Source organism: Actinocatenispora sera (genome assembly GCF_018324685.1).
In the GTDB taxonomy this organism is placed as follows: Bacteria; Actinomycetota; Actinomycetes; order Mycobacteriales; family Micromonosporaceae; genus Actinocatenispora; species Actinocatenispora sera.
Genome location: NZ_AP023354.1, coordinates 6,277,136 through 6,294,669, shown reverse-complemented (window position 1 = coordinate 6,294,669; position 17,534 = coordinate 6,277,136). Strand labels below are relative to the sequence as shown.

Sequence of the window (17,534 nt, the reverse complement as noted above, 5' to 3'; positions counted from 1 at the left end):
TGTCAACACCTCAATAGTTGAACGCTTGAATATAAGCCAGGAGAGTACGCGGAAGTGTTTCAACGCGCAACAGTTGAGTAGGATGCCGCTGTGACGAGATGGCTGACCGATGACGAGCAGCGCACCTGGCGTGCCTTCGGGCCGGTGTTGCGGCTCCTGGTCGACCGGCTGGACCGCGACCTGCGGTCCGCCGCCGGGATGCCCATCACGTACTACGAGCTGCTGGTCATGCTCTCCGAGGCGCCGGACCGGACCCTGCGGATGAGCGAGCTGGCCCAGCACACCAACTCCAGCCCCAGCCGGATCTCACATGCGGTCGGCAAGCTGGAAGAGGCGGGCTGGGTCCGGCGCGAGCACTGCGCCGGCGACCGGCGCGGCTGGCTCGCGGTGCTGACCCCGCGCGGGCTCGCCGCGCTGAAGGCCGCGGCCCCCACGCACGTGGCGAGCGTGCGCGCCCATCTGGTCGACGTGCTCACGCCGGCACAGGTCCGGCAACTCGGCGAGATCAGCGAGGCCCTGCTCGCGCACCTGGGCCCGGACAGCCCGGAAACACCGGACTAGGTACCGTTCTGGCGGGCGGTGCAGGCAACGGTGGCTCCCACGGCGATCATGGCGCATCCGCCGGCACCGTTGATGCGCGCCAGCCTCCTCGGCGAACCGGCGAACCAGGTACGGGCACCGGCGGCGAGCAGGCTCCATGCCGCATCGGCGACGAGGGCGATCAGTACGAAGACCGCGCCCAACAGCAGTATCTGCAGCGACAGGTGACCGTGTGAGCGATCGGTGAACTGGGGAAGGACCGCGGCGAAGAAGACCGCCCCCTTGGGGTTGGTGACGCCGACGAGGAAGCCGTCCCGCAACGCCCGGGTCCCGCGCGGGTCTGGCGTCGTCCGAGGCGAGACGTGTGCGTGGCGGCGTGCGATCGCCTGAATTCCCAGGACGATCAGATAGGCCGCCCCGATCAGCTTCACCACGGTGAACAGCAGTACGGAGCGTTCCATCAGCGAGCCGATCCCCAGCGCGACGGCGATCACCAGCACGAACCCGCCTGCCTCCTGGCCGAGCGCCGAAGCCAGGCCGGCCCGTCGACCGCTCGACAGCGCACGGCCGACGACGAACAGCACGCCCGGCCCGGGGATCGCGATGATGAGCGCAGCGGTCAACGCGAAGGCCAGAAGTCGATCGGGCGAGATCATCGTCGCCGGGTGGAACCGTCGTTCCGGCGCGCGTCGTGTGGTGTGCTCGCGCGCCCCACGCGCACCGTCATGCCTCCCGGGTCCAGGCGGGCAGGACCCGCACCTCGCGCATGCGCCAGCCGGCCGGCGTGCGTACCAGGTTGCAGGCCTGTCGCAGGCCGCCGACGAAGTGCGGCGCCTGCCCGTCCCGGTAGTAGTACACGATCGAGTTCGACGAGGCGGCCGCGCGATCGCCGTCGAGGTCGACCAGAAGATCCGTGGTGGTGTGCTGGGTGTGCTGCCCCTCGACGGTGCTGCGGCGCAGGAAGGCGACGACCGAATCGATGCCCTCCAGCTCGCCACCACGTGGCGAGTGGATCACCACCCCGTCGGCGAAGACCGTGTCGATGTCGTTCCACCGCCCCTCGTCGAGCAGCAGCGCGAAGCGGCTGAACAGGTCGGCGATCTCGATGCGGTCGGCGACCGGGGTATCCGTGTGCATCACGACACCTTTCGTTAGTGTCACAAACATTAGTGGAACGAACTATACACGGTTCGCCGGTCGGCGTTCGGATACCTGCCGGCGGGCCCGTGCCGCCGCGGTCGGCAGCCGAACCGACGGTGCGGCCGGCGACACGGCACCCGTGCCCGGGTGGCCAGCGATCAAGGACCGCTCTAGGGTCTCCTGTTGTGCAGACACGTCTTGACACCACGCGGATCCGGGCCGCCCGCAGGGTGATCGACCCGACCTTCCTCGACACCCCGCTGTACCGCTGCGAAGCGCTGGACCCGGCACTCGGATGCCGGGTGAGCATCAAGTTGGAGACGGCGAACCCGGTGCGCAGCTTCAAGGGCCGTGGCACCGAACTGGCGGCGAGCCAACTCGCCGGCGACGGCCAGCGGCACGTGGTGTGCGCCAGCGCCGGCAACCTGGGCCAGGCTCTCGCCTGGTCCGGCCGGAACCGGGGGATCGACGTCACGGTGGTGGCGTCGCGTACCGCGACGGTCGCCAAGCTCGACCGCATCCGGGCCCTGGGTGCGCGGCTGGAACTCGTGGACGGCGACCACGAGGCCGCGCGCGAGCGGGCGGCCGCCATCGCCCGGTACGACGGGATCCGGTTGCTGGAGGACAGCCTGGACACCGAAACGTGCGAGGGCGCCGCGACCATCGGCCTGGAGCTCGCCGACCCGGCGCTGCTCGGTGCCGAGCCGTCGTTCGACACGGTACTGATCGCGCTCGGCGGCGGGGCGATGGCCACCGGCGTCGGCCACGTGCTGAAGGCGCTGGCCCCCGGGGTCGAGGTGATCGGCGTGCAGCCGCTGGGCGCACCGGCCATGACCCGGTCGTGGCACCAGCGGCGGGTCGTCACCACCGACACGACCGACACCATCGCCGACGGCGTCGCGGGCCGGTACCCGATCCCTGCGGTACTCGAGGACCTGCTGCAGGTTGCCGACGACGCCGTACTGGTTCGGGAGGCGTCGATCGTCGCGGGAATGCGGCTGCTCCTCGACCGCGCCGGCCTCGTGGTGGAACCGTCCGCAGCGCTCGGCATCGCCGCGGTCCTCGAGGACCGCGACCGTTTCGCCGGCCGGCACGTGGTCACCATCGTGTGCGGCAGCAACGTCGATCTCGACGCCTACCACCGCTAGATCGGCGCTGCTGCGCGGTACGGCTCCTGACCCTGTCCCGCGGTTGCCGGGCGCCGGATTCGCAGCCCGCGCAACGCATGCGCGGCATCCGGTGCCGTTCGTCCGGCTCCGGTCGACCGCGCTTGCCGGCGCTGACGCGGGAGGCCGTCCCGCATCGGGTCGGCCCCGGGCCGCGGGTGGGTCGCCGGCCCGTCGACCGCGTCGGTGCGACGCCTGCACGCATCACAGTCGCGGCAGCACGCGATCGAAGAACACCCGATCGGCGGCGAAGACGGGATCGAGCAGGGCGAACTCCTGCCGCGTCACCCAGCGAACATCGCTCACCTCCCCCGGATGCAACTCGACCGGACCGTCCTCGGCCCGAGCGGTCCACCAGTGCAGCCGGTAGGCGCCGTCGTCGGTCCGGGACTCCCAGACCTTGGCCGTGGGCGAGACATGCAGGCCGACCTCCTCCCGGACCTCACGGACCAGGGTCTGCTCCTGCGTCTCTCCGGGCTCGACGGTGCCGCTGAGCGGCGCCCAGTAGCCCGGCAGCCGGGCGTGGGGGCCCCGCTGGATGACCAGCACGCGCCCGCCCCGCCGTACCACCGCGACGATCGCCTCTCGCTGTTCCCTCACGTACCTTCCCTTCCCGTGCGGTGGAACGCGATGCGCCCGTCGAGCGCACGAGCGAACAGCCGTGGCTGGCGGGCTCAGCGATGCCGGGAGCCGCCGTCGACGTGGATCGTCTCGCCCGTCACCCACCCGGCGCCCAGCAACCACAGGGCGGTGTCGGTGACGTCCTCGAGCGTCCCGACCCGGCCCGCGAGTGACGCTGCGGAGGCACGGTCGTACAGGGCACGGCGACGCTCGTCCGGCAGCCGGTCCCACGCGCCGGAGTCGGTGATCCCGGGCGCGATCGCGTTGACGCGCAACGGCGCGAGCTCGACCGCCAGATGGGTGACCAGCGCCGCCAGCGCGGCATTCGCCGTACCTTTCACCACGGTGCCGGCTTTCGGTCGCCAGCCCACGATGCCGGAGAAGAACAGGAACGATCCGCCGGCCGGCATCCGAGTGGCGAAGTGCTTGGCCAGCAGCAGCGGGCCGACGACCTTCGCGGCGAACGCGGCCTGGATCCTGTCGTGCTCCAGCTCGGGTACCGGCACGTCGTGGTGCGCCGATGCGGTGGAGATCACGTGGTCGAAGCCGCCGAGCGAGTCCGCGGCCCGCGCGATGGTCGACTCGTCGGTGACGTCGACCCGGACCTCGCGGCCGGCCCGCGCGGCGACGACGACCTCCGCACCGGCCTGTTCGGCCTGCCGGGCGATCTCGGCGCCGATACCGCGGGCCCCGCCGACGACCAGGATGCGTTTGCCTGCCAGTTTCTCGCTCATGGGCGTGACGGTATACATTCGCTACCGGTATCTTCAACGCTACCGGGAGGGCCCATGGGCAAGGCGTACAACATCATGGCGGCGACCTGCCCGAGCCGCACCGTGCTGCACCGCATCGGGGCACGGTGGACGGTGTTCGCGGTTAACGCGCTGGAGGACGGGCCGATGCGGTTCACCGAACTCAAGGCGCACATCCGCGGCATCACGCCCAAGGCCCTCACCGAGACGCTGCGCGCGATGGAGGCCGACGGCCTGCTCTCCCGTACCGACCTCGGCGGCAACCCGCCGCACGTCGAGTACGCCCTGACCGAGCTCGGCCGCTCGCTGCTGGTTCCGCTGCGTGCCGTGCGCCAGTGGGCCGAGGCGCACGTCCCGGACATCCTCGCCGCACGCGAACGGGCCGGCGTCGCGGATACCTCGGAGTGAGATGCCCTCGGCTGTCCACAGTGGACTTGACGGCGGTGTGCGGCCCGACGCTCAGAGCCCCTGACGACCGCTTCGGTACCGGCCCGGTGTGGTCCCGATGACGGTGGTGAACGCGGCGATGAAACCGCTCGGATTGGCCCAACCGCAGGCATGCGCGGTGTGGATGGTGTCGTGGCCCTCGGCGAGCAGCACCAGCGCGTGGTAGATGCGCACCTGCGTGCGCCACTCGTAGAACGTCATGCCGAGCTCGTTGCGGAGCAGCCTGCTGAGGGTCCGGCTGCTCGCACCGATCCTCCGGCCGAGCTCGGCCAGTGTCGCGTTGTCCGCCGGCGTCTCGGACAGCATCCGGGCAACCGCCCGCAGCCGGTCGTCCCGTGGCGTCGGCAGGTGCAGCGGCTGCTCGTGCGCGTCGCGGAGTTCGTCGACCAGGACCCGCAGCAGGCGGGCGCGCGCGGCGCGACCGCGGTCGGGTGCCGACCCGTCGTAGTTGCGCGGCCCGGTCAGCTCGAGCAGGACCTCCCGGGCGAGGCTGGAGGTCTGGAACACGGCGGGGTGGTCCGGCATGAGCCGGGCGAGGGCGGGCGCGAGAAACACGATCCGCATGTCGGTGTCGCCATGGGCGCGGTGGTAGTGCGTGAACCCGGCGGGGGTCCAGGCGCCCCGGTTGGCGGGAACGATCGACGTGCCGCGCTCGCCGTGCACCGCCAGGACGCCGCTGGCCGCGTACACCAGATGGCCACGCGGGTGCGACTGCACCGGGCTCGTTTCGCCGGATGGCCACAGGTGGCGCCCGCCGGACGGCCAGATATGGGACGTCACGACCGCCGTGCGGCGCGGTTGGCGGGCAACAGGCATCGATTGGCATCGTAACAGTACCGAGCCACGGCACCTTCCGGTGACACTGGCCGCGTACCGAGTGGTCGGCGCCGAGCGGAACGCCCGGCCGAACGACACCACGTCCAACGGCACCCACCTCGATCCGCGAGGCGTGCGAGACAGGGAGAAAAGAGCAATGGCGACGTTCGTTCTCGTGCCGGGTGGTTGGAAGGGCTCCTGGGCGTATGAGGCGGTGGTTCCACTGCTGGAGCGTGCCGGGCACGCCGTGCACGCGCTGACCCTGACCGGCCTGCGGCCGGACGACGACGAGGCGACGGTCGCGACCGCCAACCTCGACACGCACGCCGGGGACGTGCTGCGGCTGCTCGATCGCGCGCACCTCACCGGCGTGACGCTGGTCGGCCACAGCTACGGCGGGATGGCGATCGCCGCCGCCGCCGATCGCGCCGCCGGCCGGATCACCCGGCTGGTACACCTGGACGCCTGCGTGCCGCGCGACGGGGAGTCGTGGTGGTCGTCGATGAACGACCACTTCCGCCAGTTGTGCGTTTCCGGCGCCGCGGCGACCGGTTACGCCGTGCAACCACCGGCCGGTGGCAGCAACGACCCCCGCCGCCGCCCGCAGCCGCTCGCCTCGTTCCTGCAGGCGGTCCGGCTCACCGGCGCCGTCGATCGGGTGCCCCGCCGCGAGTTCGTCTACTGCTCGGGGTGGGACCGGACCCCGTTCGCCGGTGTCCGCTCCCGGCTCCTCGTCGATCCCGGGTGGCGGGTGCACGAAATTTCGACCGGGCACGATGCCATGCACGAGGCCCCGGAGACGGTCGCCGCACTGCTACTCGACGAGTGACCTGCCCCGGTCACCGGCGTGACGTGCGTCGATGCCGGGCGACGAGGCAGCGGGTCGGGACCGCCCGTCCAGGTTCTCGGCGGATGTCCCATCGGGCCCCTTCGCCGCGGTGACCACCCGAACCGGCGGGTAGTTGAACCACCGGCGGCGGCCGCGAACGACGTCGCGGGCGCCGGACTCACGCAGTACGGCGGCGAAGTGGTCGGTGCGCCGGAAGTCGAGCAGGATGAGGCGGCCGCCGGGTGCCAGTACGCGCAGGATCTCGGTGAGCGCGACGGCCTGGTCGGCCGCGGGGAGGTTGTGCACCGCCAGGCAGGCCAGCGCCAGGTCGAACGAGCCGGACGGGAACGGCAGCCGGCGCATGTCGCCGGTGACGACGTCGACCCGACCCGCGACGCCGGCCGCCGTCAGGTTGTCGACCAGCGCCTGCGGTCCGTTGCCGGCCTGGTCCTTGGCCCGCCAGACGTCCACGCCCACCGCGCGGCCGGTGGTCAGCCGGCGTGCAGCAACGGTCAGTACCTGACCTCGGCCCGGCCCGACCTCCAGCACGCGCTCGCCACCGCACAGGCCGGCAGCGTCCAGTAGCCGGTTCCACGCCCGACGCTTGCCCCAGAAGCTTCCGATCACCATCCAGCCGGTGGCCACCCAGAACGACAGGGCGTAGCAGCCCAGCACGACCGCGGCGAGTACGCCGACGGTGGTGCCGGCCAGCGAACTCAGCCCGGCGGCGACCGGCCACGCGGCTGCCGCGAGCACCGCACCGAGGGCGAGCATCGCGGCCACCACCCCCGGCGCGTCCACACCGTACCTCTCCCGTTGCGCCATGGCTTTACATCGTAAAGGAGCAGCTTTATGCTGTAAAGTACGGGCCGTGCCGGCCGGTGAACTGAACCGAAGCGTGATCGCGCGGGCCGCCCTGACGCTGGTCGACCGGGAGGGTCTGGGCGCGCTCAGCATGCGGCGGCTCGGTGCCGAACTGGGCGTCGAAGGCATGGCGGTCTACCACCACTTCGCCAACAAGGACGCGCTGCTGGACGAGGTGGTCACCGAGGTCCTGCGGCAGACCGCTCCCGAGCCGACCGGCGACTGGCGGGCCGATGTGCGCGCACTCAGCCACGCCTTTCGCAACACCGTCCGAGCGCACCCGGCGCTGTTGATGGTGACCATGACCCGGCCGGTGGACACGCCGGAGACGGCTGCTTTCCGCGAGGCGCAGTACGCGGCGCTCACCGCCGCCGGGCTGTCCGGGGGCGCCCTGCTCGACGCTCACCGCACCTGGGGCAGCTACCTGGTCGGCTACCTCGTCGTCGAGTACCAGGCCGAGCACTCCGGGTACCGCGACAGCGACTGGACCCCGACCCGCCGGGATGGCTTCCCCCTCACTGCCGGGCTGTCCCCGTACCAGGCGGGGCGCGGCTGGGATGAGCAGTTCGACGTGGGACTGGACCTCGTCCTCGACGGCATCAGCGCACTGCGGGGTCGATCCCGCTGACTGTCACCGCATCCCGGATTGCCACACCCGCGCAACACCGGGTCGACACCCGGCGCAGCCGGGGACTGCCGAACCGCTGTTCAGGCCGGTGCACCACGCTAGGGTGGCCGAATGGGCATCTCTTCTGACCCGGTCGACACCCGGCGGCATGCGGGCTGGCTACCGGAGCAGAGCGAGCTCGAGGAATGGTTGGCTGGACGCTGCGACGGCCTCGATGCCCGGGCCGACCAGCCGTTACATCCGGTGGTCGCGGAATTCCGGGACCTGATCGACGCAGACCCGATCGTCCGGATGTACCTCAATCAGATGATCTCCCAGATCCCGCAGAACCGGCAGTACAGCAAGCGGCACCTGCGCAGCGTGTCGCAGCTGTTGCGGTTGATCGACGACATTCTGAGTACCGCGCCGGAGTACGGCGAGTCGATGGTGATGACCCCGCTCGGCGCCGTCCTCGACTGGACGATGGGCACCCCGGCCGGGTTCGCGGCGTATCGGGATCGGCGCATCAACGCGAAGCTCAAGAAGATCCTGAATGCGTGGTGCGAATTCCTCGACAGCCCAGGGTCGTTGTACGTGCTCAACGACTCGCCGTCGGGCTGGATGTCGGAGGCCGCCGCCCGCACGATCGGCATCGAGCAGTTCCAGTACGACCCTGCCGACGAGCACTGGGGTTTCCGTTCGTGGAACGACTTCTTCACCCGGCGCTTCAAGGAAGACGCGCGTCCGGTGGCCGCGCCGGACGACGACTCGGTGATCGTCAGTGCCTGCGAATCGACGCCCTACGGCATCAGCGTCGATGTGCAGCGACAGGACCGGTTCTGGATCAAGAGCCAGCCCTACTCGTTGCAGGAGATGTTGGCCGGCGACGAGGCGGTGGACGCGTTCGTCGGTGGCACCGTGTACCAGGCCTTCCTGAGCGCCACGGACTACCATCGCTGGCACAGCCCGGTGTCGGGCACGATCGTGCGCGCGTTCCGCGTCGACGGAACCTACTATTCGGAGGCCGACTCGCTGGGCGAGGGTGCCGTCGAGCCGGCCAACTCGCAGTCCTATCTGGCGCACGTCGCGACCCGCGCGATCATCCTCATCGAGGCCGACAACCCGGCGATCGGGCTGATGGCCGTGGTCCAGGTCGGCATGTCCGACGTGTCCTCGTGCGTGATCCGGCCGGATCTTGGCCCCGGTAGTCATCTCGCCAAGGGTGACGAGCTCGGGCACTTCCAGTTCGGCGGATCCACCTACTGCCTGGTCTTCCGGCCAGGCGTGATCGCCGACTTCGCCGTTTCGGCCATCCCCCAACCGCACGAGACCGACCCGCCTGTGGTCCGGGTTCGTTCCCGCCTGGCGACCGTCCGCACGCCGGACTGACCACGTACGGCCGCCGGGCCGGGGACGCCGACGCCGGACGGTAACGGCCGATTCCCGCCAGCGGTGGCAGCAACGGATGCGGTCGACTGGTGGGTGTCCAGCTCGCCCTCCCGCATTGGAGAAGTCGTGAAGATCGTCCCCACCGGCGCCGGTGAACCGCGCGCCGCGGCCTTCCTGCAGCAGCATGTCCCTGGCCGGCCGGTACTCATGCCGAACGCCTGGGACGTCGCCTCGGCGGCCTGCCTGACGGCGCTCGGCTTCGAGGCCATCGGAACCTCCAGCGCGGCCGTGGCCGCAACGCTCGGAGCCGCCGACGGTGCCGCGGAGCCGATGCGGATGTACGAGAGCGCCGCGGCGATCGCCGGTGCCGTTGCGGCGCCGGTGAGCGCCGATTTCGAGGACGGGTACGCCGCCGCGGGCGTCGCCGTCGATGACCTGGTCGCGCGCAGCGTGGCGGCGGGCTTGGCGGGGATCTCGTTGGAGGACTGTCCCCGTGCGCGCGACGAGCCGCCGTACCCGGTGGCCGAGGCGAGCCGCCGGATCCGCGCGGCCGCGCAGGCGTGCGCCGGACGGCTCGTGCTGACCGGGCGCGCCGACGGCCGGATGCGAGACCCGGACGCCGATCTCGGCAAGATCATCGCGCGGCTGGTCGCCTACGAGGAGGCCGGTGCCGCGGTCCTCTTCGCGCCGGCCGTGACCGAACCGGCGGAGCTGCGCCGCATCCTGGATGCGACGACCGTGCCGCTGAGCGTGATGTGGATGCCAGGCGCGCCGTCGATCGCGGAGCTCGCCGACCTCGGTGTCGCCCGGGTCTCACTCGGCCCGTTCCCGATGTACGCCGCATACGCCGGTCTGGCGGGTCTGCCGGATGCCCTGGCGACCGACGCGGCGACATTCTCCGCCACGGCCGCGGCGGGTGCCGACCTGTTGACCCGTGCACTCGGCGGGTGAGCTCAGCCGCCGAGATCGATCGCGCTCTTCGTCGCCCGGATGCCCGCGCCTTCGGTGCCAGGGATCCTCGGTACGAGGCAAGGCCCTCATCGGGTCAGCGAATGGCTTCGGGAGAAGCGGGTCCGGTGCCGGACCAGCCGCACCCCGTCCTCGTTGTGGAAGCCGACGAACCCGCCGATGACGCAGCCGGCGGCGAGGCAGCCACCGAACAGGGCCAGCGCGAAGGGGGCGCCATCCTGCGAACCCGTCCAGGTGAGCACGGTGAAGAACAGCACGAGCGTCACCAGCACGGCCGCAAGAGCACCGGACAGCCAGGCCAGGCGGGCCCGGCGCGCACCCCGCAGACCGAAAATCCGTAGTTCGACCTCGTCTCCGCAGGTCTCGCAGCGCATCGTCGCCGTGACGGTGTGGCGATCCGCGCGCGGTACGCGGATCCGGGTGAGCGAAAAGAACTCCAGGCGACCGGTGATCTGAAGGCGGGCTCCCCGCACGTGCTGCAGCTGAACGCGTGGATAGCGTCCGACCAACCTCACGAAGGCCTCCCGTACGGGCGTCGCGTATGGCGCCATGCTCCCATTGCGGCGGCGATCCCGACAACAACGGCAGCCCGGCCCAAGGTCGGGCCGCCCGGCGCGTGACCGGAACGGGGCCCACCCGGCTCAGCTCGGTGCGCCCATCAGGGCCGTGAGGTAGGCGTCCAGGCGGGCCGCCACGGTTCGCGCCGTCAGCTCCGTCCTGCCTGCGTCCCGCCACGGCCGCGCCACCTGCGCCACCTCCTCCGAGAGCGCCAGCGCGTCCCGCACCAGCCAGTACCGCCGGTCGTTCGCGTCCGCGGCCAGCCGCCCGCCGGCCCGCTCGTACTCCTCCGGGAACCGCAGGCCCCAGGCCGGACCGTGCAGCAGCGCGAGCACAGCGGCGCAGTGCGCCACGTCGAGGTCCGGCGGGCCCCAGGCCGCGCCGGCCCAGTCGAGCACGCCCGCGATGCGGGTGCCGGCCGGCCCGTCGAACAACACGTTGCCGGGTTGGAAGTCACGGTGCAGGAATCGCCCCGCACCCCGCGGAGCCGGCCGGCGGATCACGTCGATCGCCGCGGACCACACTGCCGCGTCCGCGCCCTCGGGAATCACGACTGTCTCGGCGGTCGTCAACGCCTCGTACTCCCGGGGCGGCTCGGCGGGCCGAATCGCGTGGATCGCCACGAGCTGGCCGGCCAGCAACCGAAGCCGTGCCGGCACGCCGTCGTCGTTGAGGACCGTCCGGCCCGGCAGGTGCGTCATCAGCAGCGACGGGTACGCGCACGAAGCGGCGGTCGGGTCGAGCGCGACCAGCTCGGGCGCCGGCACGGTGGTCGTGGCGAGCAGCGACAGGGCGGCGGCCTCCCGGGTCAGCGAATCCTCGGCGCGCGCCACGAAGTACGCATCGACGAAGCTTCGCAGGACCAGGGCACGGGTGCGGCCGTCTCGCCCGGCGACCGTCAGCCTCCGCAGGTCGGCGGTGATGCCGCCGGGCAGCGACTCGGTGCCGACGATCCGCTCGCCGGCGTCGAGGTGCCGGCGCACCCAGGCGAGGGTCGCCGGGGGAATGGCCGCTGGCTCGCCGTGGTCGCTCACCGGGCCACCCCATCATCCGACGCGCGCAGGCGCGAACGCTTTTGTCCGAACGGTCGTACGGCGCGAGGCCCTGCGCGGCCGGGTCACCCGCCGCTGCGCAGACGGCCGTCCGGGGCGGCACCGGAGCGTACCCGGTGCCGGTACCGCAGCGGCGATTCACCGACCGCGCGCTTGAACGCGGTGCTGAACGCGCTCTCCGACCCGTAGCCGAGCCGGTCGGCCAGCTCGCCGACGCGGACGTCACCGCCCCGCAGCGCCCGCTGCGCCAACAGCATCCGCCACCGGTTCAGGTAGGTCAGCGGCGGAACGCCGGCCACGGCGCGGAATCGCTCGGCGAACGAGGTCCGCGACATGGCCGCGGCGCCGGCCAACTCCACCAGTCCCCAGGTGCGGCCCGGGTGGGCGTGCATGGCGGTCAGCGCCGGGCGCAGGCGTTCGTCGGTCAGCAGCTTCAACCATCCCGGCGGCAGTACCGACTGCTCGACGTGTGCCCGCAACACATCGAGCAGGAGAAGCTGACCGTACTGGCGGATCGCGAACGCCGATCCCGCCCGCTGGCCGGCGGCCTCCTCGAACAGCCGGTGCAGGCTGGCCCGCAGGTGCGCCGACGCCGCCGCGCGCACGTGCGCGACGGGGGGCAACGCCTCCGACAACAGGGCACGACCGGCCGGATCGAGTTCGATGCGACCGCCGAGAACCACGTCGTGCGCCTCGTGCGCGGCGTCGAGCACGCCGGCGAGCTGCTGGTCGGGGACGATCTCACGACGCGGGCCGGCGCCGTGCCCACCGGCCACCTCCAGCCAGGACCGGTCGTTGAGGATCGCCACGTCCCCGGCGTCGAGCTCGACCGGGCCGACGCCATCGGTACGCAACCGGGCCCGCCCACGCACCATCGCGACGAACTTGAGCGGATCGCCGATGTCCGCGCGCGACACCCACGGCCCGAGTGCGGCGAAGCCGCCGGACAGCACGCCCCGCACTTCGACGAGGTCGAACACCTCGGACAGCTGGTCACCGGCCATATCCGTACTCTCGCGCAAGAAAGACGGACTGGCAACTATTCAGAGTCCGAGCGATCGGGCGCAGAGTCGGGTCATGACACCTTCACAGCACCCCATCGGGTCGGGCTTCACGGCGGCGTCGACCGCCGACGAGGTCGTCGCCGGCATCGATCTGACCGGCCGGCACGCCGTGGTCACGGGCGGCCACCGCGGCATCGGCCTGGCCACCACCGCGGCGCTCAGCCGCGCCGGCGCGGCCGTCACCGTCGCCGTACGCAACCCGCGACGCGCCGCCGGCGCGGTGGCCGGGCTGGCCCGAGTCGAGGTCTCTCGGCTCGACCTGACCGACCCGGCGTCGGTCGACGCGTTCGTCGCGCGCTACCTCGACGCCCGCCGCCCACTGCACATGCTGATCAACAATGCCGGCATCATGGGCGGACCGCTCATGCGTGACGCCCGAGGCTACGAGTCGCAGTTCGCCACCAACCACCTCGGGCACTTCCAGCTCACCCTCGGGCTGCTGCCGGCGCTGCGGGCCGCGCGGACGGCGCGGGTCGTCAACGTCACGTCCGGCGGGCACCGGCTCTCCGACATCCGGTGGGACGACCCGAACTTCGCCAGCGGGTACGACGAGATGGGCATGCTGGCCTACGGCCAGTCCAAGACCGCGAACGTGCTGTTCGCCGTCGAGCTGGACCGCCGGTGGGCCAGCGACGGGATTCGTGGTTACGCGGCACATCCCGGCGTGGTCGTCACCACCGGCCTCGGGCCGTGGCGAGCCGAGGGCGAGGCCAGGCCGGACTGGCTCACCAACGACCAGTTGCGCCAGATGGGCCTCATCGACGAGTCGGGCCGACCGGTCAACGATCCCGGCCGGGAGCTGAAGACGCCCGAACAGGGCGCCAGCACCAGCGTGTTCGGCGCGACCAGCCCGCTGCTGGCCGACATCGGCGGGGTCTACCTGATGGACAACGACGTTTCGCCGCTGGGCACCCCGCAGCCGGTCGACTTCGGCGCCCCGCAGGAGCAGCTGTCCTCCACCGTCGTACCGCATGCGATCGATCCCGACTCGGCCCGCCGGCTCTGGACGCTCAGCGAACGGCTGCTCGCGACCTGACCGACGGCCCGCCACGGTCGTCACCGTACCGCCGGGCAACGCGCGGGCAGGACCGACGAACCCGGCGTCACCGCCGAGCGGTCACGGCATGGAAGAACCAGCGACGGCCTCCGCGGCGCGAAGCGTGTCGCGGCCGAGCGGCTGCAGGTGAATCTGCGTGCACAGCAGCCCCGTCGACACCCGCTCGACCACCCCCCATTCCCAGATCGCCACGGGATCGAGCCCCGTCCGGGCGGCCAGCCAACGGGCCCGCTCGACGGGGTCACCGGCAAGCAGCTCGACCGGGTCTCCCCGCATCAGGACACCCAGGTCGTACTCGGCTTCGGCAACCAGACCGTCCGGATCGACCAGTTTGAAGCCACCATCGCTCTGCAGCGCGTTCAGCTGGTGCACATCCCCGTGGACCAGGACGGCTCTCTCGTCGCGGTGCGCTCGCTCCCGTCGCCGGGCGCAGGCGAGGGCGTGCTCGACCACCTTCTCCGAACAGGGGTGATCGAGTTCCTCCCACAGCCTCGCACTGAACTTGGCGAGCCACCGGGCCTTCTCGGCACCGGTCGGCAGGCCAGAGTCCGGGGCCGGCCGCCAGATGCGCGCCGCGGTGTCGCAGAGGAGCTCGAGACGACGCGACAGGGGGAGGCCGAGCTCGAACATCGGTCGCCCCAGTCGTTCCAGGAGAAGGGCGCCCCGGTCGGTGTCGTACCGGTAGAGCGCCGGGCATCCCTCTCCGCCGACGATGCGAAGCGCCGTCGCCTCGTTGGCGGACTCGTTGCCGAGGCCGGGCACCAGAACCTTGAGAACCGCCGGAGCCCCGTCCGCCCGGGTCGCCTCGGCCACGAAGGCCTCGGACCCGCGGGTGTACGGGCGGCCCACCACGATCGACCAGTCCGCCTCGAGGCCGGCGACAAGCGCGGGCAGGCGCTCGAGCCAGCCTTCGACGCCGGCCGCTCGAGCCTTGTTGCGCACCGCGTCCGGCACTTCGATCACTCTCGGAGTCTCACATCGAGGGCACGAAACGCGCACCCGGTTTCCGGCCGTGCGTGAAGCCGGCGTGCCGCGGCCGGCAGCCAACCCTTGCCGACGACCCGAGCGTGGTCGAGCCTGTACGGCAGTGTCGTATCGATCATCGGACGCCGCCGGTGGGGCATCCTCGCCGGGACGCGTCGCCAACTGGTGGGGAGCAGTCATGACGGTCCTCGTGACCGGCGCCGCCGGCAGTGTCGCGGGCATGATGCTGCCCTACCTCGCCGACCTGCCGCTGCGGCTGACCGACAGGGTGGCGCCGCCGGAGCTGCCCGGCGCCGAGACGGCGCGCGGCGAGCTGACCGCGCCGGGTTTCGCCGCGTCCGTCCTCGACGGGGTGTCCGCGGTGGTGCACCTCGCCGCCGTACCGCACCCGGGGACGCCGTGGGGCGGGCTGGTCGAACCGAACCTCGCGGGGGTCGGCGCGCTGCTCGCCGCGGCGGCCGAGCACCGGACGCCACGGCTGGTGCTGGCCAGCAGCGTGCACGCGATGGGCGGGTACCTGTTCGCCGGCCGGGTTCCGATCCAGGAGACGTGGGCACCCGCACCCTGCTGCCCGTACGGCGCGACGAAGGCGTTCGCCGAGGCCGCGGGCCGGGCCCACGCGCACCGTACCGGTGCGTCGGTCGTGAGCCTGCGCCTCGGCGCGGTGCAGCCGGAACCGTTCACCGCCGGGCTGCGCCCGACCTGGCTCGGCCCCGACGACCTCGGCCAGCTGGTCCGTCGCGCGCTGACCGCGGACGTCGGATCCGGTGTGTACCACGGTGTCTCGGCCGGCTCGACCGTCTGGTCGATCGGCCGGGCAACGGCCGAGTTGGGCTATCGGCCGGCTCTCGACCCTGCCCGGTACCCGGTCGACGACGACGAGTCGACGTCGCTGTGCCAACCGGAGTCCCGCTTCCGATGAGCGCGGCTGCGGCCCCGCGCGGAACGGACGAACGATCGGGGCGCGCCAGCTCGCCGGCCGAACGGTGCGAGTTCGGCGGCCGATCGGTGTGTCGACTTCCCTGGCAAGGCGCCGTGATCGACGCTGTGCGGATGCCGATTGACCTGTGCCTCGTGCGCTCGCGGGTCCCGTCGTGACGGCGACCACCGGCTCGGGAGGCCGATCGCGGTCGGTGCGATGGCGGCTGGTGGCGCTGGCCGCGGCGCTGATCCCGACGGCGCTGGCCGTGGCGACCGGACCCCACTCCGGCGGGTACGTCGGTTTCACCGACCGCCCGGTCGACCCCGCCGAGCTCGACCTGTACCTCGCGTGGCAGACCCTGGTCACGATGGGTGTTCCCGCCGTCATCGTCGCGGTGGCCTGGCTGTGCGGAGGCGTGGCGCTCCGGCCGGCCGCAACCGTCGCGGCCGCGCTGCTGGCGGTGCTGTCCGTGGTCGCCGTCTTCGGTGCGATCGCCCGCGGAGCACTCCCGGCCCCGGTGCCGGCCGTCCCCCGCGTGGTGCTCTGGCTGTACGTGCCGTGCTTCGCGGCGGCGTTCGTCGCCCTGCTGCGCTGCCGCAGCGCTGCTCGGCATCCCAGATGATGACAACATCTGGATGGTGAGAGTATCTTCTGCGTGGATGGTCACCGCGGTGAAGGAGGGCCATGAGCCGGCTCACCAGAGCCCAGACGCAGGAGCGCACCTGCGTCGCGGTGCTGCGCGCGGCGCGGGACGAATTCGCCGAGTACGGCTTCCGCGATGCCAAGATCGACCGCATCGCGGAGCGTGCCGAGCTGACCCGTGGCGCGGTGTACTCCAACTTCACCGGCAAGCGCTCCCTGTACTTCGCGGTCCTGGCGGATCAGGCCGAACGAGAGACGGGATCGTCGCGCCGCCGGCCGGCACCCGACGTGCGGCAGGCGCTGGGCGCGTTCGCACGCGCCTGGCTCGCCCGACTCCCGCTGGCCACCGGCCATGCCGCCTGGCTCGGCAAGGATCTGCTGGCCGAAATCACGGCCGACGAGCGGATGCGCCGCCCGTTCGCCGAGCTGATGGCCCTCGACGCGATCCTGCTCGGTCTCGCGCTGGAACGACTGCAGGGGCCGGAACCCGTGCGGCTGGTCCCGACGGCGGAGCTGGCCCTGACGATCCTGTCCGGTGCGAGTCAGCTCGCCGCCACCGCACCCGGCTTCGTCGAGCCGTTCCACGTCGTCCACGCCTGCGAACAGTTGGCCGACCTCGACCTGGCGGCACCGTGGCAGCCGCCGCACCTGGCGCACGTACCGAAGGCCCGCCCCGCCGACCAACCCTGGCCGGCCGGCACGGCCACCGACGCCCTGCACGGCGACCCGGTACCGCTGGGCGATGACGGCGTGGTCGCGGTGCTGGGCCTGCACCGGCTGTCCGCCATCGAGGAGGCCGTCCGCGCGGCACCGTCCGACGCGGCCGTGACCGCCGTGCTGGTCACCGGCACCGACGGCGAACTGCGGCCACTGGTCCGGCTGGTGCTCGCCGACCTGCGCGACGGGCTGTGGCACGCGGTGCCGGAGCGAGCCCGGCCGCGGCTGCGCCTGGTGTACGACGGTTCGGGCGAGCTCGCCGCGGCGGCGGGGATCTCGGCGGTCAGCGACGCGACCGAGGCCGCGGTGCGCATCCGCGGCGGTCGCATCGCCGCCCGCGCCGACGGCCGCGGCGCCTGCCACGCGGCGGCATCGGCACGCCTCGGCGAGGGCTGACC

The 17,534-nt window shown here is 72.1% G+C and carries 21 protein-coding genes; 11 read left to right on the top strand and 10 right to left on the bottom strand.

The window, feature by feature from the left end; translation table 11 throughout:
* The first annotated feature begins 90 nt into the window (after positions 1–90).
* The gene (locus tag Asera_RS29610) at positions 91–561 is read left to right on the top strand and encodes a MarR family winged helix-turn-helix transcriptional regulator (RefSeq protein WP_030443875.1); all 471 of its coding nucleotides are present in this window, start codon (positions 91–93) and stop codon (positions 559–561) included.
* On the opposite strand, the gene Asera_RS29605 is transcribed toward Asera_RS29610, so the two are convergent.
* Together Asera_RS29605 and Asera_RS29600 are read right to left on the bottom strand one after the other, a co-directional pair.
* Positions 558–1,196: a LysE family translocator gene (locus Asera_RS29605; protein WP_030443876.1), complete on the bottom strand. Its 639-nt coding sequence runs from the start codon at positions 1,194–1,196 to the stop codon at positions 558–560. The two genes, Asera_RS29610 and Asera_RS29605, sit on opposite strands and share 4 nt — an antisense overlap.
* Before the next feature lie 67 nt (positions 1,197–1,263).
* Complete coding sequence (locus Asera_RS29600) at positions 1,264–1,677, bottom strand: nuclear transport factor 2 family protein (RefSeq protein ID WP_030443877.1); 414 nt, start codon at positions 1,675–1,677, stop codon at positions 1,264–1,266.
* 188 nt (positions 1,678–1,865) lie between these two features.
* Between Asera_RS29600 and Asera_RS29595 the strand changes: the two genes are divergently transcribed.
* Positions 1,866–2,828: a threonine ammonia-lyase gene (locus Asera_RS29595; RefSeq protein ID WP_211255424.1), complete on the top strand. Its 963-nt coding sequence runs from the start codon at positions 1,866–1,868 to the stop codon at positions 2,826–2,828.
* 222 nt (positions 2,829–3,050) lie between these two features.
* Here the strand turns inward: Asera_RS29595 and Asera_RS29590 are convergent, their stop codons facing one another.
* A complete protein-coding gene (locus tag Asera_RS29590) occupies positions 3,051–3,446 on the bottom strand; it encodes an NUDIX domain-containing protein (protein WP_030443879.1) in 396 nt (131 codons plus the stop codon).
* Positions 3,447–3,520: 74 nt separating this feature from the next.
* Complete coding sequence (locus tag Asera_RS29585) at positions 3,521–4,201, bottom strand: SDR family oxidoreductase (RefSeq protein WP_030443880.1); 681 nt, start codon at positions 4,199–4,201, stop codon at positions 3,521–3,523.
* 54 nt (positions 4,202–4,255) lie between these two features.
* On the opposite strand from Asera_RS29585, the gene Asera_RS29580 reads away from it, so the two are divergent.
* Complete coding sequence (locus tag Asera_RS29580) at positions 4,256–4,627, top strand: winged helix-turn-helix transcriptional regulator (protein WP_030443881.1); 372 nt, start codon at positions 4,256–4,258, stop codon at positions 4,625–4,627.
* A gap of 51 nt (positions 4,628–4,678) precedes the next feature.
* On the opposite strand, the gene Asera_RS29575 is transcribed toward Asera_RS29580, so the two are convergent.
* Positions 4,679–5,383, bottom strand: a complete 705-nt coding sequence (locus Asera_RS29575; protein ID WP_030443882.1) for an AraC family transcriptional regulator — start codon at positions 5,381–5,383, stop codon at positions 4,679–4,681.
* 256 nt (positions 5,384–5,639) lie between these two features.
* Between Asera_RS29575 and Asera_RS29570 the strand changes: the two genes are divergently transcribed.
* Entirely contained in the window at positions 5,640–6,311 is a 672-nt protein-coding gene (locus Asera_RS29570) for an alpha/beta fold hydrolase (protein WP_030443883.1), read from the top strand.
* On the opposite strand, the gene Asera_RS29565 is transcribed toward Asera_RS29570, so the two are convergent.
* The gene (locus Asera_RS29565; RefSeq protein WP_169745777.1) at positions 6,297–7,136 is read right to left on the bottom strand and encodes a class I SAM-dependent methyltransferase; all 840 of its coding nucleotides are present in this window, start codon (positions 7,134–7,136) and stop codon (positions 6,297–6,299) included. The two genes, Asera_RS29570 and Asera_RS29565, sit on opposite strands and share 15 nt — an antisense overlap.
* Before the next feature lie 46 nt (positions 7,137–7,182).
* On the opposite strand from Asera_RS29565, the gene Asera_RS29560 reads away from it, so the two are divergent.
* The 3 genes from Asera_RS29560 to Asera_RS29550 all read left to right on the top strand — a co-directional run bounded on the left by Asera_RS29560 (position 7,183) and on the right by Asera_RS29550 (position 10,122).
* Positions 7,183–7,803, top strand: coding sequence for a TetR/AcrR family transcriptional regulator (locus tag Asera_RS29560; protein WP_051801321.1), 621 nt, complete (start codon positions 7,183–7,185; stop codon positions 7,801–7,803).
* Between the two features lie 111 nt (positions 7,804–7,914).
* Positions 7,915–9,171, top strand: coding sequence for a phosphatidylserine decarboxylase family protein (locus Asera_RS29555; protein WP_084130807.1), 1,257 nt, complete (start codon positions 7,915–7,917; stop codon positions 9,169–9,171).
* A gap of 126 nt (positions 9,172–9,297) precedes the next feature.
* Positions 9,298–10,122 (top strand): isocitrate lyase/PEP mutase family protein, encoded by an 825-nt coding sequence (locus tag Asera_RS29550; protein WP_051801323.1) that lies wholly within the window; start codon positions 9,298–9,300, stop codon positions 10,120–10,122.
* A gap of 86 nt (positions 10,123–10,208) precedes the next feature.
* Here the strand turns inward: Asera_RS29550 and Asera_RS29545 are convergent, their stop codons facing one another.
* From Asera_RS29545 to Asera_RS29535, 3 genes are all read right to left on the bottom strand, one after another.
* A complete protein-coding gene (locus tag Asera_RS29545; protein ID WP_157034569.1) occupies positions 10,209–10,691 on the bottom strand; it encodes a YrzE family protein in 483 nt (160 codons plus the stop codon).
* A gap of 90 nt (positions 10,692–10,781) precedes the next feature.
* Positions 10,782–11,732 (bottom strand): phosphotransferase family protein, encoded by a 951-nt coding sequence (locus tag Asera_RS29540; protein ID WP_030443889.1) that lies wholly within the window; start codon positions 11,730–11,732, stop codon positions 10,782–10,784.
* A gap of 83 nt (positions 11,733–11,815) precedes the next feature.
* Positions 11,816–12,754, bottom strand: coding sequence for an AraC family transcriptional regulator (locus tag Asera_RS29535; protein WP_035295003.1), 939 nt, complete (start codon positions 12,752–12,754; stop codon positions 11,816–11,818).
* A 73-nt stretch (positions 12,755–12,827) separates the two neighbouring features.
* Here Asera_RS29535 and Asera_RS29530 point away from each other — a divergent pair, with 73 nt between their 5' ends.
* Entirely contained in the window at positions 12,828–13,850 is a 1,023-nt protein-coding gene (locus tag Asera_RS29530) for an SDR family NAD(P)-dependent oxidoreductase (protein ID WP_030443891.1), read from the top strand.
* Positions 13,851–13,931: 81 nt separating this feature from the next.
* Here the strand turns inward: Asera_RS29530 and Asera_RS29525 are convergent, their stop codons facing one another.
* On the bottom strand, positions 13,932–14,834 hold the full coding sequence (locus tag Asera_RS29525; RefSeq protein WP_030443892.1) for an aminoglycoside phosphotransferase family protein: 903 nt from the start codon (positions 14,832–14,834) through the stop codon (positions 13,932–13,934).
* Between the two features lie 199 nt (positions 14,835–15,033).
* Here Asera_RS29525 and Asera_RS29520 point away from each other — a divergent pair, with 199 nt between their 5' ends.
* From Asera_RS29520 to Asera_RS29510, 3 genes are all read left to right on the top strand, one after another.
* The gene (locus Asera_RS29520; RefSeq protein WP_051801325.1) at positions 15,034–15,777 is read left to right on the top strand and encodes an NAD-dependent epimerase/dehydratase family protein; all 744 of its coding nucleotides are present in this window, start codon (positions 15,034–15,036) and stop codon (positions 15,775–15,777) included.
* Positions 15,778–15,988: 211 nt separating this feature from the next.
* On the top strand, positions 15,989–16,399 hold the full coding sequence (locus Asera_RS29515; RefSeq protein ID WP_157034570.1) for a hypothetical protein: 411 nt from the start codon (positions 15,989–15,991) through the stop codon (positions 16,397–16,399).
* Between the two features lie 62 nt (positions 16,400–16,461).
* On the top strand, positions 16,462–17,532 hold the full coding sequence (locus tag Asera_RS29510) for a TetR/AcrR family transcriptional regulator (RefSeq protein WP_030443895.1): 1,071 nt from the start codon (positions 16,462–16,464) through the stop codon (positions 17,530–17,532).
* Positions 17,533–17,534 lie beyond the last annotated feature (2 nt).